Origin of the sequence: Paraburkholderia tuberum STM678, assembly GCF_902833905.1 — a bacterium.
Taxonomy (GTDB): domain Bacteria; phylum Pseudomonadota; class Gammaproteobacteria; order Burkholderiales; family Burkholderiaceae; genus Paraburkholderia; species Paraburkholderia tuberum.
In genome coordinates, this window is sequence record NZ_CADFGP010000022.1 from 81759 (window position 1) to 101633 (window position 19875).

At 64.8% G+C, this 19875-nt stretch carries 19 protein-coding genes; 10 read left to right on the forward strand and 9 right to left on the reverse strand.

What is annotated here, in order from left to right:
* Nucleotides 1-9: 9 nt before the first annotated feature.
* Nucleotides 10-1152 carry a Re/Si-specific NAD(P)(+) transhydrogenase subunit alpha gene (locus HWY30_RS20380; RefSeq protein ID WP_090803055.1) on the reverse strand — a complete coding sequence of 381 codons (1143 nt, stop codon included), beginning with the start codon at nucleotides 1150-1152 and terminating at the stop codon, nucleotides 10-12.
* 251 nt (nucleotides 1153-1403) lie between these two features.
* On the opposite strand from HWY30_RS20380, the gene HWY30_RS20385 reads away from it, so the two are divergent.
* The 8 genes from HWY30_RS20385 to HWY30_RS20420 all read left to right on the forward strand — a co-directional run bounded on the left by HWY30_RS20385 (nucleotide 1404) and on the right by HWY30_RS20420 (nucleotide 10679).
* Nucleotides 1404-1883, forward strand: a complete 480-nt coding sequence (locus HWY30_RS20385) for an NUDIX hydrolase (RefSeq protein ID WP_090803053.1) — start codon at nucleotides 1404-1406, stop codon at nucleotides 1881-1883.
* 58 nt (nucleotides 1884-1941) lie between these two features.
* Nucleotides 1942-3195 (forward strand): tRNA 2-thiouridine(34) synthase MnmA, encoded by a 1254-nt coding sequence (gene mnmA / locus HWY30_RS20390; protein WP_090803052.1) that lies wholly within the window; start codon nucleotides 1942-1944, stop codon nucleotides 3193-3195.
* A 264-nt stretch (nucleotides 3196-3459) separates the two neighbouring features.
* Nucleotides 3460-5070 carry an FMN-binding glutamate synthase family protein gene (locus HWY30_RS20395; RefSeq protein WP_090803050.1) on the forward strand — a complete coding sequence of 537 codons (1611 nt, stop codon included), beginning with the start codon at nucleotides 3460-3462 and terminating at the stop codon, nucleotides 5068-5070.
* 181 nt (nucleotides 5071-5251) lie between these two features.
* Nucleotides 5252-6259, forward strand: coding sequence for a glycine--tRNA ligase subunit alpha (gene glyQ, locus HWY30_RS20400; RefSeq protein ID WP_008921090.1), 1008 nt, complete (start codon nucleotides 5252-5254; stop codon nucleotides 6257-6259).
* 15 nt (nucleotides 6260-6274) lie between these two features.
* Entirely contained in the window at nucleotides 6275-8374 is a 2100-nt protein-coding gene (gene glyS, locus HWY30_RS20405) for a glycine--tRNA ligase subunit beta (RefSeq protein WP_090803048.1), read from the forward strand.
* A 10-nt stretch (nucleotides 8375-8384) separates the two neighbouring features.
* Nucleotides 8385-8939 carry a D-glycero-beta-D-manno-heptose 1,7-bisphosphate 7-phosphatase gene (gene gmhB, locus HWY30_RS20410; protein ID WP_090803046.1) on the forward strand — a complete coding sequence of 185 codons (555 nt, stop codon included), beginning with the start codon at nucleotides 8385-8387 and terminating at the stop codon, nucleotides 8937-8939.
* A 39-nt stretch (nucleotides 8940-8978) separates the two neighbouring features.
* Complete coding sequence (locus HWY30_RS20415; RefSeq protein ID WP_090803045.1) at nucleotides 8979-9737, forward strand: lysophospholipid acyltransferase family protein; 759 nt, start codon at nucleotides 8979-8981, stop codon at nucleotides 9735-9737.
* A 48-nt stretch (nucleotides 9738-9785) separates the two neighbouring features.
* Nucleotides 9786-10679 carry a M48 family metallopeptidase gene (locus tag HWY30_RS20420; RefSeq protein ID WP_090805591.1) on the forward strand — a complete coding sequence of 298 codons (894 nt, stop codon included), beginning with the start codon at nucleotides 9786-9788 and terminating at the stop codon, nucleotides 10677-10679.
* A 9-nt stretch (nucleotides 10680-10688) separates the two neighbouring features.
* Here the strand turns inward: HWY30_RS20420 and HWY30_RS20425 are convergent, their stop codons facing one another.
* The 5 genes from HWY30_RS20425 to HWY30_RS20445 all read right to left on the reverse strand — a co-directional run bounded on the left by HWY30_RS20425 (nucleotide 10689) and on the right by HWY30_RS20445 (nucleotide 14558).
* Entirely contained in the window at nucleotides 10689-11438 is a 750-nt protein-coding gene (locus tag HWY30_RS20425) for an IclR family transcriptional regulator (protein ID WP_090803043.1), read from the reverse strand.
* A gap of 100 nt (nucleotides 11439-11538) precedes the next feature.
* Nucleotides 11539-12291, reverse strand: coding sequence for an amino acid ABC transporter ATP-binding protein (locus tag HWY30_RS20430; RefSeq protein WP_090803041.1), 753 nt, complete (start codon nucleotides 12289-12291; stop codon nucleotides 11539-11541).
* Complete coding sequence (locus tag HWY30_RS20435) at nucleotides 12288-12932, reverse strand: amino acid ABC transporter permease (protein WP_090803040.1); 645 nt, start codon at nucleotides 12930-12932, stop codon at nucleotides 12288-12290. Before HWY30_RS20435 ends, HWY30_RS20430 begins: the two co-directional genes overlap by 4 nt.
* Before the next feature lie 21 nt (nucleotides 12933-12953).
* The gene (locus tag HWY30_RS20440; RefSeq protein WP_090803038.1) at nucleotides 12954-13670 is read right to left on the reverse strand and encodes an amino acid ABC transporter permease; all 717 of its coding nucleotides are present in this window, start codon (nucleotides 13668-13670) and stop codon (nucleotides 12954-12956) included.
* Between the two features lie 51 nt (nucleotides 13671-13721).
* Nucleotides 13722-14558, reverse strand: a complete 837-nt coding sequence (locus HWY30_RS20445) for an ABC transporter substrate-binding protein (protein WP_090803036.1) — start codon at nucleotides 14556-14558, stop codon at nucleotides 13722-13724.
* A 351-nt stretch (nucleotides 14559-14909) separates the two neighbouring features.
* Here HWY30_RS20445 and gloA point away from each other — a divergent pair, with 351 nt between their 5' ends.
* Both gloA and HWY30_RS20455 read left to right on the forward strand, forming a co-directional pair.
* Nucleotides 14910-15296: a lactoylglutathione lyase gene (gene gloA, locus HWY30_RS20450; protein WP_090803035.1), complete on the forward strand. Its 387-nt coding sequence runs from the start codon at nucleotides 14910-14912 to the stop codon at nucleotides 15294-15296.
* Between the two features lie 227 nt (nucleotides 15297-15523).
* Entirely contained in the window at nucleotides 15524-16471 is a 948-nt protein-coding gene (locus tag HWY30_RS20455; protein ID WP_090803033.1) for a DMT family transporter, read from the forward strand.
* Between the two features lie 41 nt (nucleotides 16472-16512).
* Here the strand turns inward: HWY30_RS20455 and rsmA are convergent, their stop codons facing one another.
* From rsmA to HWY30_RS20470, 3 genes are all read right to left on the reverse strand, one after another.
* Nucleotides 16513-17355, reverse strand: a complete 843-nt coding sequence (rsmA, locus tag HWY30_RS20460; RefSeq protein ID WP_090803032.1) for a 16S rRNA (adenine(1518)-N(6)/adenine(1519)-N(6))-dimethyltransferase RsmA — start codon at nucleotides 17353-17355, stop codon at nucleotides 16513-16515.
* Nucleotides 17356-17463: 108 nt separating this feature from the next.
* A complete protein-coding gene (pdxA, locus tag HWY30_RS20465) occupies nucleotides 17464-18474 on the reverse strand; it encodes a 4-hydroxythreonine-4-phosphate dehydrogenase PdxA (protein ID WP_090803030.1) in 1011 nt (336 codons plus the stop codon).
* A gap of 13 nt (nucleotides 18475-18487) precedes the next feature.
* Entirely contained in the window at nucleotides 18488-19852 is a 1365-nt protein-coding gene (locus HWY30_RS20470; protein WP_176078922.1) for a peptidylprolyl isomerase, read from the reverse strand.
* Nucleotides 19853-19875 lie beyond the last annotated feature (23 nt).

A 19875-nucleotide genomic window follows, 5' to 3' on the forward strand; every position in this document is an offset into this window, starting at 1 on the left:
GGCTTCCCCCTATGCGTTGCGCGTGACCTGGCCGTCGCGAGCCAGCAGCGTGGCCGCGACGATGTCGTCCGCGAGATCGATGTTCAGCGTGCCTTCCTTGGCGATAATCAGCTTCAGGAAGTCGAGCACGTTGCGCGCGTACAGCGACGACGCGTCGGCGGGCACCATCGCGGCGAGATTCGTGTAGCCGACGATCTGCACGCCATAGCGCACCACCACCTGGTCCGCCTCGGTCAGCGGACAATTGCCGCCGCGCCGGCCGTCGACTTCGGGGCCGCGGCCGGCCGCGAGGTCGACGAGCACCGAGCCCGGTTTCATCGCCTGCACGGTTTCGACCGACAGCAGCGTCGGCGCGGGGCGGCCTGGAATCAGCGCGGTCGAAATGACGATGTCGGCCTGCTTTGCGCGCTCGTGCACCAGCGCCGACTGGCGCGCGAGCCACGACGGCGGCATCGGCCGTGCATAGCCGCCCACACCTTGCGCGGCCTCGCGCTCCTCGTCGGTCTCGTAGGGCACGTCGAGGAACTTCGCGCCGAGCGACTCGATCTGCTCCTTGACGGCCGGGCGCACGTCGGACGCTTCCAGCACGGCGCCGAGGCGCTTCGCGGTGGCGATCGCCTGCAGGCCAGCCACGCCCGCGCCGAGAATCAGCACGCGCGCGGCCTTCACGGTGCCGGCCGCGGTCATCAGCATCGGCATGAAGCGCGGATAGAGCGTCGCCGCGAGCAGCACCGCCTTGTAGCCGGCGATGTTCGCCTGCGACGACAGCACGTCGAGGCTCTGCGCGCGCGTGGTGCGCGGCGCGGCTTCGAGCGCGAACGCGGTGACGCCGGCCGCGGCGAGCTTGCCCGCGTTGTCGGCGTTGAACGGATCGAGCATGCCGACCAGCGTCGCGCCGCGCTTGAGCAGCGGCAGTTCGGAATCGGTGGGGGATTGGACTTTGAGGACGAGATCTGCGCCGAATGCAGTGGCGGCATCGACGATTTCCGCGCCCACGGCCGTATAGGCGTCATCGGGAAAGCTCGCGCCGGCGCCGGCGCCGCTCTGGAGCGTGACCCGGTGGCCTTGCGCCACGTACTTCTTGACCGTCTCGGGCGTCGCGGCAACGCGGGTTTCATGCGCGCGCGTCTCGGCTGGCACTCCGATGTGCATCGTTGTTCCTCCTCGACTTCCTGTTTGACGACAGACCTGCCGACGAGGCTCGCCGGCTTGCACATGCAACGGCTAACGCAGGCCCCACTTTAACCGGAAACCGCCACATCACAAATATCGGGGTCGATGCGAATGCGCGACAGACCGCCAAACTGTTACGAATCGGTCGCGATGCCACCTCGAACACGCTGCGAACCGGCTGCCAGCGGTCACCAGGCAGCCGGCGCGCATAACCGGTAAAATGCGCACCCATGAAACCGGAAACCTGGCGGCCGCACGTGACCGTCGCGGCGATCGTCGAGCGTGACGGGCGCTTCCTGCTAGTCGAGGAACACACTGCCGCCGGCCTGCGCCTGAACCAGCCCGCCGGCCACCTCGAGGCGGGCGAAACGCTGCTGGAAGCGGTGATCCGCGAAACGTTCGAGGAAACCGCGCATCCGTTCGCGCCCGAGGCGCTCGTCGGCATGTACATGACCCACTTCGAGCGGCCGGACCGCGCGGGCACCACGTACCTGCGCTTCACCTATTGCGGCGCGGGCGGCGAACCGGACCCGGCGAGTTCGCTCGATCCCGACATCGTCCGCACGCTGTGGATGAGCGCCGATGAGTTGCGCGCGTGCCCCGAGCGGCATCGCACGCCGCTCGTGATGCGGTGCATCGACGATTACCTGGCCGGCCGGCGTTTCCCGCTCGACTTCGTCCATACGCATTCGGTTGGGCCGAAGCAATAGGGCCGTCACGAGCGGCCCCATAGATCCATGCAGTCATGCAGCACCCAGTGAGTACCTTATGAGCAAGCGTAAAGTCGTAGTAGGCATGTCGGGCGGCGTCGATTCGTCGGTCACCGCGTGGCTGCTAAAGGAACAGGGCTACGACGTGGTCGGCCTGTTCATGAAGAACTGGGAAGACGACGACGACAGCGAATACTGCTCGACGCGCCAGGACTGGATCGACGTGGTGTCGGTGGCTGACCTGATCGGCATCGACGTCGAGGCGGTCAACTTCGCGGCCGAGTACAAGGACCGCGTGTTCGCCGAATTCCTGCGCGAGTATTCGGCCGGCCGCACGCCGAACCCGGACGTGCTGTGCAACGCCGAGATCAAGTTCAAGGCCTTCCTCGATCACGCGATGTCGCTCGGCGCGGAAACGATCGCGACCGGCCACTACGCGCGCGTGCGCGAGAACGATGGCCGCTTCGAGTTGCTGAAGGCGCTCGACCAAACGAAGGACCAGTCGTACTTCCTGCATCGGCTCAACCAGGCGCAGCTGTCGAAAACACTGTTCCCGCTCGGCGAAATTCCCAAGACGAAGGTCCGCGAGATCGCCGCGCAGATCGGCCTGCCGAACGCGAAGAAGAAGGATTCGACCGGCATCTGCTTCATCGGCGAGCGGCCTTTCCGCGACTTCCTGAACCGCTATCTGCCGACCAGGCCGGGCCCGATGAAGACCACCGACGGCAAGATCGTCGGCGAGCACATCGGCCTCGCGTTCTACACGTTCGGCCAGCGCAAGGGCATCGGTCTCGGCGGCAGCAAGGACGGCAGCGGCGAGCCCTGGTTCGCCGCCGGCAAGGATATTCCGACGAATACGCTGTACGTCGCGCAGGGACACGACCATCCGTGGCTGCTGTGCCATACGCTGTCGGCGGGCAACACGAGCTGGGTCGCGGGCGAGCCGCCGGCCGACGGCTTCGCGTGCGGCGCGAAGACGCGCTACCGGCAGGCCGACGCGGCGTGCACGTTCAACGCCTCGGCGGGAGGCGGTTCGGGCGAAGGCCTCTTCGAACTGACCTTCGACGCCGCGCAATGGGCCGTCACGCCGGGCCAATCGGCGGTGCTGTATGACGGCGACGTGTGCCTCGGCGGCGGCATCATCGAACGCGCGATGACCGGGCAACCGGCCGAGCTGCCGCAGGATCAGGCGCCGAAGCAAACCCGCGCGCAGCGTCGCAAGCAGGCGCACAAGCCAAAGCAGCCGCAAGGCCAGGCGCAGGACGAGCCGCAAACCCCGCGGCAAAAAGCGGCTCTGCTCGGCGCGCGTTGAGCGATGCATAACGGCGGGCGCGGTGGGTCGTACCATTCCGGCAGGTTCGCGCCGTTCACCATGTTTGCCCCGCCTGGCGCGCATTCACACACACTTCACCTTCGCGTGCGACGCTTGGCTTCCATTCGCAGGCCTTATCTTCGGGCTTCGCCGGTCCGCGTCGCACCGTGACCCGCAACCGCCAGCTTTCCTTCGCGACCGATACCGCCCGCGCTCCCGTGCGGACGATGCCGCCGCAATGATCTTCACTGCACTGGAGTCCCCATGTTTTCTCAACGCTATCTGGCCATGTGGTGCGCAATCGCCCTCACCGCGGTATGTGCCGCGCTCGCCGCGACGCATCACCTGTCATGGTTCTGGATCCTCGTGCCGGCCGCGCTCGTCGCGCTCGGCGTGTTCGACCTGAGCCAACAGCGCCATGCAATCCTGCGCAATTACCCGCTGTGGGGCCACCTGCGTTTCATTTTCGAATCCATCCGCCCGGAAATCCGTCAGTATTTCGTCGAAGACGATACCGACGAGAAGCCGTTCTCGCGCGCGCAACGCAGCATCGTCTATCAGCGCTCGAAGAACGATGTCGACAGCCGCCCATACGGCACGCGGATCGACGTGAAGGCGGTCGCGCACGAATGGATCAGCCACTCGCTCGCGCCGACCACGCTCGATGGTCACGACTTTCGCATCGTCGTCGGCCCCGATCGCGGGCAGCCGTATTCGATGTCGATCTTCAACGTGTCGGCGATGAGCTTCGGCTCGCTATCGGCCAATGCGATCATGGCGCTGAACCTCGGCGCGAAGAAAGGCAACTTCGCGCACGACACCGGCGAAGGTTCGATGTCGAAATATCATCGCGAACATGGCGGCGACATCATCTGGGAAATCGCGTCCGGCTATTTTGGATGCCGTAACGACGACGGCACCTTCAACGCGGAGAAGTTCGCGAAGCAGGCCGCCGAACCGCAGGTGAAGATGATCGAGGTGAAGCTGTCGCAAGGCGCGAAGCCCGGTCACGGCGGCGTGCTGCCGGGCGCGAAGATCACGCCCGAAATCGCCGAGACGCGCGGCGTGCCGATGGGCCGCGACTGCATCTCGCCGGCGACGCACTCCGAGTTCTCGACGCCGCGCGAGCTGCTCGAATTCGTCGAGCGGCTGCGCACGCTGTCGGGCGGCAAGCCGACCGGCTTCAAGCTGTGCATCGGGCATCCGTGGGAATTCTTCGGTATCGCGAAGGCGATGCTGGAAACGGGCATTCTGCCGGACTTCATCGTCGTGGACGGCGCGGAAGGCGGCACCGGCGCGGCACCGCTCGAATTCACCGATCACGTCGGCGTGCCGTTGCAGGAGGGGCTGCTGCTCGTGCACAACACGCTGGTCGGCATCGGTCTGCGGCAACGCATCCGCATCGGCGCGAGCGGCAAGATGATCACCGCGTTCGATATCGCGAAGACGCTCGCGATCGGCGCGGACTGGGTCAACGCGGCGCGCGGCTTCATGTTCGCGGTCGGCTGCATCCAGGCGCAGACCTGCCATACCGGCCGCTGCCCGACCGGCGTCGCGACCCAGGACCCGGTGCGCCAGCGTGCGCTGGTGGTGCCGGACAAGGCCGATCGCGTGTTCAACTTCCACCACAACACGCTGCACGCGTTGCAGGAAATCATCCAGGCCGCCGGGCTCCGGCATCCGGCTGAGTTGCGCGCGCATCACATCGTGCGGCGCGTGTCCTCGCATGAGGTGCGGCTGATGTCGGATCTGCTCAAATATCTCGAACCGAGCGACCTGCTCAACGGCAACTATCGCTATACCCTGTTCGAGACGTACTGGCCGATCGCGCAAAGCGATTCGTTCTCGCCGAAGGCGGAGCTGGCGGCGAGCTGAACGTGCGCGCGGCCCTTGCCGCGTCGCCTGTCGCCCAAAAACCGCATCGCGGCCCGTCCGACCCCGCAAAACGGGCCGCCCCCCTTCCTTTCCGTTAAAATCTCCGGTTTAGCACTTCGCTCCACGACCCCCTCGCGCGCTTAGGCGCGCGCGGCATGGCCCCATGCCCGAAAGGCACTTCATGCTCACGTTTCAGCAAATCATCCTGACCTTGCAGTCCTACTGGGACAAGCAGGGCTGCGCGTTGCTCCAGCCGATCGACATGGAAGTCGGCGCGGGCACGTCCCACGTCCATACGTTCCTGCGCGCGATCGGCCCCGAGCCGTGGCGCGCCGCCTACGTGCAGCCGTCGCGCCGCCCGAAAGATGGCCGCTACGGCGAGAACCCGAACCGTCTGCAGCACTACTACCAGTATCAGGTGGTGCTCAAGCCCGCGCCGGAAAACATTCTCGACCTGTACCTCGGCTCGCTCGAAGCGCTCGGCTTCGACCTGAAGCAGAACGACGTGCGTTTCGTCGAGGACGACTGGGAAAACCCGACACTCGGCGCATGGGGGCTGGGCTGGGAAGTGTGGCTGAACGGCATGGAAGTGACGCAGTTCACGTACTTCCAGCAGGTCGGCGGTCTAGACTGCAAGCCGGTGCTCGGCGAAATCACCTACGGTCTCGAGCGCCTCGCGATGTATCTGCAGAAGGTCGAGAACGTCTACGACCTCGTCTGGACCGAGTGGGAAGAACAAGGCCCGAACGGCCCCGAACTGCGCCGCCTGACCTACGGCGACGTGTATCACCAGAACGAGGTCGAGCAGTCCACCTACAACTTCGAGCACGCGAACGTCGATCTGCTGTTCACTTTCTTCAACAGCTACGAAGCGGAAGCGAAGCGCATGATCGATGCGCAGATCGCGCTGCCCGCCTATGAGCTCGTGCTGAAGGCCGGCCACACGTTCAACCTGCTCGACGCGCGCGGCGCGATTTCGGTCACGGAACGCGCGGCGTACATCGGCCGGATTCGCGCGCTGTCGCGTCTGGTCGCGCAGGCCTACTACGACTCGCGCGAAAAGCTCGGCTTCCCGATGCTCGGCAATCCGGTGCACGGCGTGCCCGGCCTCACCACCGACGAGCAGGAAGCCGCGATGCCCGCGTGGGCGCCGCCGCTGAAAGTCGAACGCAAGATCGACCAGGACTGACGAGAACTTCAATCAATGACTCAATCTCAACACGCTACCCTGCTCGTCGAGCTGCTGACCGAAGAACTGCCGCCGAAGGCGCTCGCCCGTCTCGGCGACGCCTTCGCCGAAGGTATTGCGCAGCGCCTCGCGGCGCGCGACCTGATCGACGGCGAGCCGTCGTTCGAACGCTTTGCCACGCCGCGTCGTCTCGCGGTGACGATTCACAACGTGCGCGCGCTCGCGCCGGAAAAACACGTGCGCGAAAAAGTGCTGCCGGTTTCCGTCGCGCTCGATAAAGACGGCCAGCCCACCGCGCCGCTCGCGAAGAAACTCGCCGCGCTCGGCTTCCCCGACTTCACGGTGAACGATCTCGAACGCGCCCAGGACGGTAAAGCCGAAGCGTTCTTCCTGCGCTACGCGGCGCCGGGCGCGACGCTCGCCGACGGCCTGCAAGGCGCGCTCGACGAAACGCTCGCGAAGCTGCCGATCGCAAAGCCGATGACGTATCAGCGCCCGGACGGTTCGAGCGTGCAGTTCGTGCGCCCGGTGCATCGACTGACCACGCTGCACGGCGAAGAGGTCGTGCCGGTCAGCGTGCTCGGCATCGACGCCGACGACACCACGCTCGGCCACCGCTTCCTGTCCGAAGGCTTCGTGCAGATCCAGCATGCGCAGTCGTATGCCGAAACGCTCGAACACAGAGGCCGCGTGATCGCGAGCTTCGCGAAGCGCAAGGAATCGATCCGCTCGCAACTGCTCGCGCAAGCCGGTGACGACAAGGTCGTGATGCCCGAAGCGCTGCTCGACGAAGTGACGTCGCTGGTCGAATGGCCGGTTGTCTATGAGTGCCGCTTCGAGGACGAATTCCTGCAAGTGCCGCAGGAATGCCTGATCCTGACGATGCAGACGAACCAGAAGTACTTCGCGCTGACCGATGCGAACGGCAAGCTGCGCTCGCGCTTCCTGATCGTGTCGAACATCGAGACGGCGACGCCGGTCGAGATCGTCGAAGGCAATGAGCGCGTGGTGCGTCCGCGTCTCGCCGATGCGAAGTTCTTCTTCACGCAAGACAAGAAGAAGCCGCTCGCGGATCGCGTGCCACTGCTCGCGAACGTCGTTTATCACAACAAGCTCGGCTCGGCGCTGCAACGCGTGGAGCGGCTCGAAGGGCTGGCCGGCGCGATCGCCGCACTGACCGGCGCCAACGTCGCGCTCGCGACGCGCGCCGCGCGCCTCGCGAAAGCCGACCTGATCACCGACATGGTCGGCGAATTCCCCGAGCTGCAAGGCACGATGGGCACGTACTACGCGCGCCACGACGGCGAGCCGGAAGAAGTCGCGCTCGCATGCTCGGAACACTACCAGCCGCGCTTCTCGGGCGACGCCTTGCCCACCACCGCGACCGGCACCGTCGTCGCGCTCGCCGACAAGCTCGAAACGCTGGTCGGCATCTGGGGCATCGGCCTGCAGCCCACCGGCGAGAAAGACCCGTTCGCGCTGCGCCGTCATGCGCTCGGCGTGCTGCGCATTCTGGTCGAGAAACAGTTGAACGTCGACTTCGTCGAGCTGCTGCGCATCGCTTATGCGCAATTCGCCGGCGTGCCGAACGTCGCCGATTCGACCGACGCGATCTACGAGTTCAGCATGGACCGCCTGCGCGGCCTGCTGCGCGAACGCGGCTACGCGGCCGGCGAAATCGACGCGGTGCTCGCGCTGAACCCGACGCGGCTCGACGACCTCGTCGCGCGCCTCGACGCGGTGCGCGAATTCGCGTCACTGGCCGAAGCGGCGTCGCTCGCGGCGGCCAACAAGCGTATCTCGAACATCCTGAAGAAGTCGGCAGGCGTGACGAACGGCAGCGTGCAGCCCAGCTTGCTCACCGAGGCAGCGGAGAAGGCGCTCAACGCGCAGCTCGAACAGGTCACGCCGCGCGTGCAATCGCAACTGGCCGTGCGCGACTACACCGGCGCGCTGACGGCGCTGGCCGCGCTGCGCGAACCGGTGGACACGTTCTTCAACGACGTGATGGTCAACGCCGAAGACCCCGCGTTGCGCGCGAACCGTCTGGCTCTGCTCGGCGCGCTGCATCAGCAGATGAACTGCGTCGCCGATATTTCCCGACTCGCCGCCTGAGCACCGCGCCATGCCGATCAAGAAAGTGGTGATCCTCGACCGCGACGGTGTGATCAACGTCGACTCCGACGCGTTCATCAAGTCGCCGGACGAATGGGTCGCGCTGCCCGGCTCGCTGGAAGCGATCGCACGCCTGAACCACGCCGGCTATCGCGTCGCAGTCGCGACGAACCAGTCGGGCATCGGCCGCGGTCTGTTCGACATGGATGCGTTGAACGCGATGCATCTGAAGATGCACCGGATGGCGGCAGCGGTCGGCGCGCGCATCGAAGCGGTGTTCTTCTGCCCACACACGGCGGAAGATCACTGCGAATGCCGCAAGCCGAAGCCCGGCATGCTGAAGATGATCACCGAGCGATTCGAGGTCGATCCGGCGCATACGCCGACGGTCGGCGATTCTCTGCGCGATCTGCAGGCGGGCGCTGCGCTCGGTCACCCGGTGCATCTGGTGCTGACCGGCAAGGGCCGCAAGACCCTCGCCGCGGGCGGCTTGCCCGAAGGCACGATCGTGCACGACGACCTGCGCGCGTTCGCGCTCGACTTTCTCGCCGACGCTCAGGAATAAACGCGCGCACCGCGCTCCCACCCCCCACCGACCACGCCGATGCGCTTTATCCGTTCCCTGCTGCTGCTGATTTATTTCGTTGTGTTCACGGTGCCGTACGCGACCGCGTGCTTCATCGCGTTTCCGTTCCTGCGCGCGGAAAACCGCTACTGGATGGCGGCCGGCTGGTGTCGTCTGACGCTGTGGACGGTGCGCTACCTGAACGGCATCCGCTACCGCATCGAAGGTTTCGAGAATCTGCCCAACGGCCCGGCCGTGCTGCTGTCGAAGCACCAGTCGGCGTGGGAAACGCTCGCGTTTCCGGCGATCATGCCGCGCCCGCTGTGCTACGTGTTCAAGCGCGAGCTCTTGTATGTGCCGTTCTTCGGCTGGGCGCTCGGCATGCTGAAGATGGTTCACATCAACCGCAAGGAAGGCAAATACGCGTTCGTATCGGTCACGAACCAGGGCAAGGCCCGCATGGCCGAAGGCGCATGGGTCATCATGTTTCCGGAAGGCACGCGCACGCCGACCGGCAAGCAGGGCAAGTACAAGACCGGCGGCGCGCGCTTCGCGATCGCGAGCGGTGCCCCCGTCGTGCCGATCGCGCACAACGCGGGCCGCGTGTGGCCGCGCAACTCGTTTCTTAAATATCCGGGTATAGTCACGGTGTCGATTGGCAAGCCGATCGACACGACGGGGCTCACGCCCGACGAAGTGAACACGCGCGTCGAACAGTGGATCGAAGCCGAGATGCGCCGCATCGATCCGACTGCCTACAGCGCGGCGGCTAACGATTCCGCCGCCGCGCCCATCTGACGCGCCACGCCCTCGAACTCCGAAGGCGTATTGCGCGAAGCGAAGCCGATGCAGAAGTCTCCTACGCCGCAGCCCGCCGCGGCGCTCGAAAACCGGCAGCTCGATCTCCCGCTCTTCGCCGAGCCGGGGTCGACGTCGTCGTCTCCTTCACCTTCCGCGCCGGGTTCATTGGGCTCAGCGCCGGCCCGGCCGCCCGTCGCGCCGCTCGCGCCGGACGGCAGCAAGCTGCGCAGTCTCGCCATCGGTTCACGCACGCTGCATTACGCGCTCAAGCGTTCCGCGCGCCGCTCGATCGGCTTTGCGATCGACAGCACCGGCCTCACGATCACCGCGCCGCGCTGGGTCACGCTCGCCGATATCGAAACCGCGATCACCGAAAAACAGCGTTGGATTTTTACGAAGCTGATCGAATGGCAAACGCGCGTCGAGCAGCGTGCATTGCCGAAGATCGACTGGCAAGACGGCGCCGAAGTGCCCTACCTCGGTCAGCCGGTGCGCGTGACGCTCGGCGCGCCGCAAGGCATGCTCGCGTTCAGCGCCGAGCACGGCGCGCTGCAATTGCCGCTGCCGTTGCAAGCCGACCCGCAGCAGATCAAGGATCGCGTGCAGGGCTGGCTGCAAGGAGAAGCGAAGCGGCTGTTCGGCGAGCGTCTGGCGATCTACGCGCAGAAGCTGGGCGTCAACTATCGCGCGTATGCCTTGTCTTCGGCGGCGACGCGCTGGGGCAGTTGTTCGAGCGACGGCAAAATCCGCCTGAACTGGCGGCTCATCCACTTTCCGCTGTCGATCATCGACTATGTAGTCGCGCACGAGCTGTCGCATCTGCGCGAGATGAATCACAGTCCGCGCTTCTGGCAGACGGTCGAATCGATTTTTCCGGAATTCCGCGAGGCGCGGCAGACACTGAAGTCGCATCCGCCGGAGCTGTTGCCGACGCTTTGAGGCCGGGCGCTATCTATACGAGAGCGCTTTCGCGGACTGCAACAGATCGTCGAGCATCACGCCGCGCCTGTCCGGGCTCGTGTCGCGGCCGGTCATGAAACACAGCGCCGCAATCGGCAGTCCCGCACGGTCGCGAATCGGCGCTGCCATACAAAGCCTGAACGCATTCGAGAGTCCTTCGGTGCAGCAGTAGCCTCGTTCTTTCGCGGCCTGCACGTCGTTCAGGAATTCGTCGAATTCGATATTCACCCCGTTGTCGAGGATGAAATCTTCGGCCGGAATGAGCGCGCGAATCTCGTCGGCATTCAGGTGACCTAGCAGCAGACGTCCCGTGGCGGTCCACGGAATCGGCACTCTCACGCCGATGTCCGAACTGATGTTGAATGGCCGGGCACTGTTCTCGGATAACACGACCGTGTACTTGTTGCCTTCCAGCATGCACAGCTGCGTGGTCTCGTCGTACTTCCGTACCAATGCCAGAATGGATTGATGCGCGCGGCTAATCAGATCGTTGTGCGTTGCATAGTCGGACCCGTAGTAGTGCATCTCGCGCCCGAAGAACACGCTCCCATCCGCGGCCGTCTCGAGCCAGCCCACTTCCGCGAGAATCGCGACCAGCTCGTAAATGCTCGAACGCGGCGCGCCGGTCGCCTCGATTAATTCGCGCATGGTCAGCGGGCGTTGGGCGACGTGCAATTGCCGGAACATCGCGATCACGCGATCCACGCCTCTCGCCCGAGACGATTCTGTTACAGCCATGCGTTCACTCCGTAAAGCGTTCATCCGACCGGTTGTCTTTCAAGCGACGTGAGTTTATCGCGCGGCAGACCCGCGAAAGCGACTTTCAGGCCGTGACAGATCAATGGTCGAGGACTCTGTGCAGAAATTGCCGCGTGCGTTCGTTCGCGGGATTGACGAAGATCTGTTCCGGATCGCCCTGCTCGGCGATGACGCCCTTGTCCATGAAGACCACGCGGTCGGCGGTCTTGCGGGCAAAGCCCATTTCATGCGTGACGACGACCATCGTCATGCCGTCGCGCGCGAGCCCACGCATCACCTCGGTGACCTCGCCGACCAGCTCCGGATCCAGCGCGGACGTCGCCTCGTCGAAGAACATGATGCCGGGCTCGACCGCGAGCGCTCGCGCAATTGCCACGCGTTGCTGCTGACCGCCCGACAACTGGCTTGGATAGTGTGCCGCGCGGTCCGCGAGCCCGACACGGTCGAGTGTCTCCATGGCGCGCTTGCGCGCGTCGTCCGGACTCATGCGGCGTGCCTTGATAAGCGCGAGCGTGACATTGCCGAGCGCGGTCTTGTGAGGAAACAGATTGAACTGCTGGAAGACCATGCCGACATGGCCACGAATCTCTCGCGCTCGGCGCGGATCATGCATGGGCACATCGTTGACCCAGACCTCGCCGGAATCGGTGGTCTCCAATCCCGCCATGATTCGCAAGACCGTGCTCTTACCCGAGCCGGACGCGCCAATGAGCACCAGCACCTCGCCCGAGCGAACCTCGAGATTGATTTCGTTCAACACCCGAGTCGAACCGAATGCTTTGCTGACGCCCGTCAGTGAAATGATGGGTCTGATTTGGCTTTGGTTACTCACGACAATCTCCTGCGGTCATGGTGGCGCACCCATTGCGAGAGCGGGAAGCACACGGCGAAGTAAATGAGTGCGACGAGTCCGTAGATTTCCACGGGCTTTCCGACCCGGTCGACGATGGCCTGGCCACCATGCATCAACTCGGACATTCCGATCATGCTGACGATCGACGTGTCCTTGATGAGCGACAGATACTGACCGACGAGAGGCGGCAACACGATCTTTCCCGTCTGAGGCAGCACGACGAACGAGAACGACTGAGCCCGCGTGAGGCCGAGGATCTGAGATACCTCCCATTGACCTTTGGGTACCGCCTCGATTCCTGAGCGGAAGATTTCGGCGATGTAAGCGCCCTGATAGACGCTCAAGCCGATGACGCCGGCTGCGAAGACGTCGATCGCGTAACCGAAGTACGACACGCCGAAATAGATGAACATCAGCGTGATGAGTACCGGCGTGCCGCGAAACAGCTCCGTATAGAGTCTGGCAAGGCGGGCTGTGCCCCACGGTCCGAACGACCGCAAGACCGCGGCGAACAGGCCGATCAGCGTGCTGCCCACGATGGACGCAATGGAAAGCAACAGCGTCGTCACCAGACCCTGCAGCAGGATGGAGAAACTGGTTTTCAGCAATTCGACTGACATGATCCAACTCCAATCCGGGAATCAGGCCCGTTTCGTCCGGCGCATAAAGCCGGTCCCGAAACCGGTGCGCGCCGGCATGACGAGGGGAGGATGAAAGATCCGCGCTCCGAGCTGGCCCGCAAGCCAGGACAGTACGTTACTGAGCACGAGATACGCGACGAGCGTCACGCTGAACGTCTGAAGGTAGAGAAGCGTCCGCGAGTTGATCACGGTCGCAGTGCCGGTCAACTCCGGCAACGCAATGGCGGACAGCAGCGACGTACCGAGCAGCAACTGGATCAGGTAGTTGACGATGGCCGGATAGACCGCGCGCGTCGCCTGCGGTAGCACGACCTCGACGAAGATCTGCGCGCGTTCGAGACCGAGAATGCCGGCGGCCTCGAGTTGGCCGCGCGGCACCGACTGTATGCCGGCGCGGAACACTTCCGACAGATAAGCACCGACGTTGACGCCGAGCGCAATGACGCCCGCCCAGTATGCGTCGAGCGAAATACCCGCCGACGGCAGACCGAAGAAAACGATGAAAATCTGCAGGAGAACAGGCGTGTTGCGGATGATTTCGACGTAGCCGCGAGCAATCAACCGAAATGGCGCGAGCGCAGAAACGCTGGCAAGCGCGGTCAACAAGCCGAGGACTAGCGCCAGTACGAATGCCAGCACGGTCACTTGCAACGTCAGCCAGCTCGCGCTCAAAAACTCGGGCACGTAGCCCCACAGAGTGAGCCACTCGTAACTCATCTCACCCTCCGCATCGTTCGGGTTTCAATAGATATCGGCATCTCCCGCTCCTCAAAACTGCGGATTGAGCGGGTAGCGCGGATCGGTGCCGAACCACTTGTTGTAGAGCTGCGCGTTGAGCTTCGACGCATTGACGTTGAAGAGGAACAGATTCAGGTAGTTGAGCCATTCCTGATCGCCGGCCTTGACACCGAACGCGTTGTATTCGAGCGGGACCAGCGCTTCGTTCGTGACGGCAAGTTCAGGATCGAGCTTGGCCTGATACGCGAGAAAGTTGTTGTCCTCGATCATCGCGTCGGCCTGCCCCTGCTTGACGGCAAGAATCGCGGCCTGCGAGCTGTCGTATTCCTGGATCTTGATCGGGATATTCAGCGAGCGCACTTCGTCGCCATTGGTCGAGCCCTTGACCGTCGCAATCGTGCGACCGCCCATGTCCTTGATCGACTGAACGCCACTATTTTTTCTGACCAGCAGTGCTTCGCTGGCAACCACGTAGGGGGTCGTGAATTCGATTACCTTCGCGCGCTCCAGATTACGCGTGAAGTTGCAGAACACGACATCCACTTTGCTGGTCTGCAGATTCGGAATCCGGTTCGCGCTCGTCGTATTCACGACCTCGAGCTTCACGCCCATCTGCTTCGCGAGTTCCTTCGCGAGGTCCACGTCATAGCCGTCTGGTTGGCCGTCCTTGTTATAGAACCCGAACGGCGCGAACGTCAGGCAGTCGCCGACGCGCAGCGTGCCTCGCTGCAGCACGGCCTGAAGCGTCGAGGGGGATGCCGCTGCGCTCTGCCCTGGCGTGGCAACCTTGGTGCAGCCGGTGATGGCGAGCAATCCAGCAACAGCGAACAGAAGGGCGGCTTGGGCGCCTCGTTTGGCAAGCTTCATGGCAGGGTCCTAAGCGGAGAAGAGTGGTCCGGAGCGGACGAATCGGCTTCAGCGCCTGTCTGCACGCTCAACGAATCGCCGGGTCACGCATCGATTGTCCGATATATCAGACTGCTATCTGACGAACCGGATTGATGCTGAGTGTTGGACACTAATATCAAACCGGCAACCGCACAGAAACCCTTATTGCCCATACTTTTTTGTTCAAATAGGTCCGATCGAATTCCACGATGCGCATCGAGTCCGCAGTGGGCCGGGCGGGCGGCGCGGCTTCGGGCTCAAGCTATACGGCAATCATTTACAATTGCCGCAGGTCGATGCATTTATCGACAAACTATCAAAGGAGTCCTCATGCGAATCTTGCATACCATGCTTCGAGTCGGTGATCTGGACGCATCGATCCGGTTCTACACCGAAGTTCTAGGAATGCGCCTGCTTCGAAAGAACGACTACCCGGACGGGAAGTTCACCCTCGCATTCGTCGGTTACGAGGACGAATCCGAAGGCGCGGCGATCGAACTGACGTACAACTGGGACACGAGCAAGTACGACCTCGGAACCGGCTACGGTCACATCGCCCTCGAAGTCGACGACGCCTATGCGGCATGCGAAGAAGTGAAGAAACGCGGCGGTGTCGTTACACGCGAAGCTGGGCCCATGAAACACGGCACGACTGTCATCGCCTTCGTCGCCGATCCAGACGGGTACAAGATCGAGCTGATACAGAAGAAGGGGTGAGTCGACTGACGTCCGGTGGCGGGCACGAGTCGCGCTGTCAGCCAGAACGATGAAAACACAGCCCGGCTTCACGTTGCACCCGGCGAATTGACGCCGGGCGAATTCGCCCGGCAATCTTGCCTCGTGCCGACGCCATCAAAAAACGCCGACTACTGACGCTCGGCGTTTTCGCCGCGCACCGGACCGACCGGCTCGCCGTGCACTCCCCACCTCTTCACCACACCGCCATGAGCACGACCACCGCCCTGCCCGCGCGCCGCGCCCCGGATAGCTTCGCGATCCTGTTGATGATCGGCCTGTGCGCAATCTGGGGGCTGCAGCAAGTCGCAATCAAGACCACCAATGCGGCGGTGCCGCCGGTCTTTCAGGCGGGACTGCGCTCGACGATCGCGGCGCTGCTCGTGTGGGCATGGGCACGCTCGCGCGGCACGCCGCTCTTTCGCGATGACGGCACGCTCGGCGCGGGCCTGCTCGCGGGCGTGCTGTTCGCGGCCGAGTTCGTCTGCATCTTTCTCGGCCTGACGCTGACGAGCGCGTCGCGCATGGCGGTCTTTCTGTACACGGCGCCGTGTTTCACGGCACTCGGCCTGCACTGGTTCGTCGATGGCGAACGCATGCGGCGCATCCAGTGGCTCGGCATTGTCGTCGCGTTCGCGGGGATGGCGCTCGCGTTCGCGGACGGCTTCCTGCGCACGGACGCGGGCACGGCTGCAAGCGCGGCCTACGGCTCGACGCTCGCGGGCGCGGCCGGCGATGCGCTCGGCGTGCTCGGCGGCATCGCGTGGGCCGCGACCACGGTGATCGTGCGCGGCTCGCGGCTCGCGCGGACGAGCGCGAGCAAGACGCTGTTCTATCAGCTGACTGTGTCGGCGGTGGTGCTGCTCGCGCTGGCGCTGGGGCTCGGCGAGGTGCGCGTGGAAAGCGTGACGCCGCTCGCGCTCGCGAGCCTCGCGTATCAAGCCGTGATCGTCGCGTTCGTCAGCTATCTGTTGTGGTTCTGGCTGTTGACGCGTTACATCGCGTCGAGGCTGTCGGTGTTTTCGTTTCTGACGCCGCTGTTCGGCGTCACCTTCGGCGTGCTCCTGCTCGGCGAGTCGTTCAGCGCGCGCTTTCTGATCGCCGCGCTGCTGGTGCTGACCGGCATCGCGCTCGTCAACGCGCCGGCGAAACGGTAAGCGGGCTCGACGACGGCACCCTCCGCCGTCGAGCGTCGAGTCTATTCCGCCGCAGCGGCCGAGCGCGCCGCCACCGCCTGCGCCACACTCACGTATTCGGCGACCGGCACGTCCTCCGCGCGGCGTTGCAGATCGAAGCCGAGCGCGTCGAAATCGACGGTGTCGCGCAGCGCGGCAAGCGTGTTGCGCAACATCTTGCGACGCTGCGAGAACGCCGCCGTCACCACCCCGCCGAGCACGCTTTCGTCGACCACCGGCAGTTCGTGCCGCTCGTACGGAATCATCCGCACGATCGCCGAATCGACCTTCGGCGGCGGCTGGAACGACTCGGGCGGCACGTCGAGCTGCTTGTCGATCACGTAGCGGTACTGCAGCATCACCGACAGGCGACTGAACGCCTTCGTGCCCGGCTCCGCCACCATCCGCTCGACCACCTCGTTCTGCAGCATGAAGTGCTGATCGATCACGCGCTCCGCGAACGTCGCCAGATGAAACAGCAGCGGGCTCGAAATGTTGTACGGCAGATTGCCGACGATGCGCAGCGACGCCTTGTCGCCCGGTGCCGCGAGCGAGCCGAAGTCGAACTCGAGCGCGTCGCCCGCGTGCAGTTCGAGCAGGTTGCCGAACTTCGTCTTCAGACGGCCGATCAGATCGCGGTCGAGTTCGACCGCGTGCAGCGGCGTGTCGGGCGTCGCGAGCCGCTCGATCAGCGGCTCGGTCAGCGCGCCGAGGCCCGGCCCGATCTCGACCATGCGCTCGCCGCGCTGCGGCCGGATCACGTCGACGATCGAATCGATCACGCCCATGTCGACCAGGAAGTTCTGACCGAAACGCTTGCGCGCGAGATGGCCCTGGTGCCGGCCTTGCTGTCTGCTGGTGGACATCGGAGAAACGCTAGAAAGAAAACTGCTTGAGAATGAAAGACGTCACGGTGGAAACACGACGCCACGCGGCGCGTCACGAGCACCGCGACCGCTCACGCTACCCGCGCCTCAGCCCGCGCGACGATGCTGCGCCATCGACACCGCCGTGTCGATAGCGGCCATCAGGCTACCCGCGTCGGCGCGGCCGGTGCCGGCCAGATCGAGCGCGGTGCCGTGATCGACCGACGTGCGGATGATCGGCAGGCCGAGCGTCACGTTGATCCCTTCGCCGAACGTCGCGAATTTCAGCACCGGCAGGCCCTGGTCGTGGAACATCGCGAGCACGCAGTCGGCTTCGTCGAGATAACGCGGCTGGAACAGCGTGTCGGCCGGATACGGACCGCGCGCGTCGACGCCCTCGCCGTTCACCTGCCGCAACGCCGGCGTGATCACGTCGATTTCCTCGCGGCCCAGATAGCCGTTTTCGCCAGCGTGCGGATTGAGCCCCGTCACGAGGATGCGCGGCGCGGGCAAGCCGAAGTGGTGACGCAGGTCGTGATCGATGATGCGCAGCGTCGCGACGAGGCTTTCGATCGTCAAAGCCGCCGACACGTCCTTCAACGGCAGATGCGTGGTCGCAAGCGCGACGCGCAGCGGCCGCTTGCCGGTGCCCGCGAGCATCATCACGACGCGCGGCGTATGGGTGCGCTCGGCCAGATATTCGGTGTGGCCGGTAAACGGCACACCGGCGTCGTTGATCGTGCTTTTTTGCAGCGGCGCGGTGACGATCGCGTCGAACCTGCCGGCCACCGCGCCCTCGATCGCCGCATCGAGCAGATCGAGCACATAGCGGCCGTTCGCGGCGTCGAGCTTGCCAGCCTGCGCTGGTGCGCCAAGCGAGTGATGTTCGAGCCGCACGCGCGGGCCTGGCGCGAGCAGCGCCGCCCAATCGACGCCGACCGCGCGCGCGCGCTCAGCGAGCAGTTGCGCATCACCGAGCACGGTGAACTGCGCCTGAGGCCAGTGCGCCGCCGCGCCGGCCAGCGCCTGCGCGGTCAGCTCGGGACCGACGCCGGCGGGCTCGCCGGTCGTGATCGCGATCTGCAGCGGGCGGTGGGTGGGCTGGGCAGCGCTCGTCATCGCATTGACTCTGTTATTGCACGTTCGCCGTGGCCGGCTTCACTTCGACGTACGCGGTATCGCGCAGCTCGCGCAGCCAGTCGGCATACGCCTGTTCCGCCTTGCGCTGGCCGATGGCCTGACGCGCGAGATCCATCTGCTGCGCAATCGAGCCTTGCGCATCGCGGCGGCCGAGCACCTGAATCAGGTGGTAGCCGTATTCGCTGCGCACCGGTTCGCTGATCTGACCGTCCTGCAGCGAGTTCATTGCGCGCTCGAACTCGGGCACCGTCTCGCCCGGGCTGACCCAGCCGAGGTCACCGCCTTGCGACGCCGAGCCGTCCTGCGAGTAGGTGCGCGCGAACTTCGCGAAGTCGCCGCCGGCGGCGATCTGGTTGCGGATGTCGAGCAGCTTCTGGCGTGCCTGCGGTTCGGACTGACCGTCGCCGACGCGCAGCAGAATATGGCGCACGTGCGTCTGCACGAGCTTCGGCGCGTCCGCGCTGGTGCCCTGGCCGGCACGGCGCTCGACCAGACGCACGATCTCGAAGCCGTCGTTGGTGCGGATCAGATCCGGATCGATCTCGCCCGGACGCAGTGCCGACGCGGCCTTCACGAACTCGGGCGGCAGCTTGGACGGCGCGAGGAAGCCGAGATCGCCGCCGTTCTTCGACGCGTCCGGCGCCTGCGAATTGGCTTTCGCAAGCTTTTCGAAATCCGCGCCGCCCTTCGCTTCGGCGAGCAGCGCCGCGGCCTTCTTCTGCGCCGCCTCGATGTCGGTCTCCGAGGCGTTGAGCGGCGCCTTCACGAAAATGTGCTGCATGTGCAGGTCGTTCGTCTGGCCGGCGCCCGGACCGCGCTGGCTGGCGATGTAGTTCGCGACCTCGGCGTCCGTCACCGTGATCTTGCTGTCCACTTCCTTCTCGCGCAGACGCGACAGCGTCAGCTCCGTGCGCGCGTCGCTCGTGAAAGTGGTCCAGGGCACGCCTTGCGCCTCGATGCGCGCGCGGTACATGGCGAGCGACATGTTGTTCGCCTGCGCGAGACGCTCGAGCGTGCGCTGCACGGCCGCGTCGTCGATGGTGATGCCGTCTTCCTTGGCCTTCTGCAGCTGGATGCGCTCGAGCACCATCTGCGTGAGCACCTGCTGGCGCAACTGGTCCGTCGGCGGCACCGGAGCGTTCTGCTGGTTCAGCCGGTGCGCGATCAGACCGACCCGCTCGTCGAGCTCGCGCTGCGTGATGACACCGTTGTTGACCACTGCGGCGATGGTGTCCACCGTCTCGCCGCTATTGCCGGCCAATGCCTGCGCCTGTACCGACGCGACTGGAAGGAAGGACGCCGCGGCGACGAGACCCGCCGCGAGTATTGCCAAGCGAAGCTGTTTCATGATTGCCACAGATACTCCAATGATGTCGGGCG

What these genes read in the sequence shown, in the direction of transcription:
- HWY30_RS20380 (WP_090803055.1), bottom strand. Translation starts at nt 1,152, where the DNA reads ATGCACATCGGAGTGCCAGCCGAGACGCGCGCGCATGAAACCCGCGTT.
- HWY30_RS20385 (WP_090803053.1), top strand. Translation starts at nt 1,404, where the DNA reads ATGAAACCGGAAACCTGGCGGCCGCACGTGACCGTCGCGGCGATCGTC.
- mnmA (WP_090803052.1), top strand. Translation starts at nt 1,942, where the DNA reads ATGAGCAAGCGTAAAGTCGTAGTAGGCATGTCGGGCGGCGTCGATTCG.
- HWY30_RS20395 (WP_090803050.1), top strand. Translation starts at nt 3,460, where the DNA reads ATGTTTTCTCAACGCTATCTGGCCATGTGGTGCGCAATCGCCCTCACC.
- glyQ (WP_008921090.1), top strand. Translation starts at nt 5,252, where the DNA reads ATGCTCACGTTTCAGCAAATCATCCTGACCTTGCAGTCCTACTGGGAC.
- glyS (WP_090803048.1), top strand. Translation starts at nt 6,275, where the DNA reads ATGACTCAATCTCAACACGCTACCCTGCTCGTCGAGCTGCTGACCGAA.
- gmhB (WP_090803046.1), top strand. Translation starts at nt 8,385, where the DNA reads ATGCCGATCAAGAAAGTGGTGATCCTCGACCGCGACGGTGTGATCAAC.
- HWY30_RS20415 (WP_090803045.1), top strand. Translation starts at nt 8,979, where the DNA reads ATGCGCTTTATCCGTTCCCTGCTGCTGCTGATTTATTTCGTTGTGTTC.
- HWY30_RS20420 (WP_090805591.1), top strand. Translation starts at nt 9,786, where the DNA reads ATGCAGAAGTCTCCTACGCCGCAGCCCGCCGCGGCGCTCGAAAACCGG.
- HWY30_RS20425 (WP_090803043.1), bottom strand. Translation starts at nt 11,438, where the DNA reads ATGGCTGTAACAGAATCGTCTCGGGCGAGAGGCGTGGATCGCGTGATC.
- HWY30_RS20435 (WP_090803040.1), bottom strand. Translation starts at nt 12,932, where the DNA reads ATGTCAGTCGAATTGCTGAAAACCAGTTTCTCCATCCTGCTGCAGGGT.
- HWY30_RS20440 (WP_090803038.1), bottom strand. Translation starts at nt 13,670, where the DNA reads ATGAGTTACGAGTGGCTCACTCTGTGGGGCTACGTGCCCGAGTTTTTG.
- HWY30_RS20445 (WP_090803036.1), bottom strand. Translation starts at nt 14,558, where the DNA reads ATGAAGCTTGCCAAACGAGGCGCCCAAGCCGCCCTTCTGTTCGCTGTT.
- gloA (WP_090803035.1), top strand. Translation starts at nt 14,910, where the DNA reads ATGCGAATCTTGCATACCATGCTTCGAGTCGGTGATCTGGACGCATCG.
- HWY30_RS20455 (WP_090803033.1), top strand. Translation starts at nt 15,524, where the DNA reads ATGAGCACGACCACCGCCCTGCCCGCGCGCCGCGCCCCGGATAGCTTC.
- rsmA (WP_090803032.1), bottom strand. Translation starts at nt 17,355, where the DNA reads ATGTCCACCAGCAGACAGCAAGGCCGGCACCAGGGCCATCTCGCGCGC.
- pdxA (WP_090803030.1), bottom strand. Translation starts at nt 18,474, where the DNA reads ATGACGAGCGCTGCCCAGCCCACCCACCGCCCGCTGCAGATCGCGATC.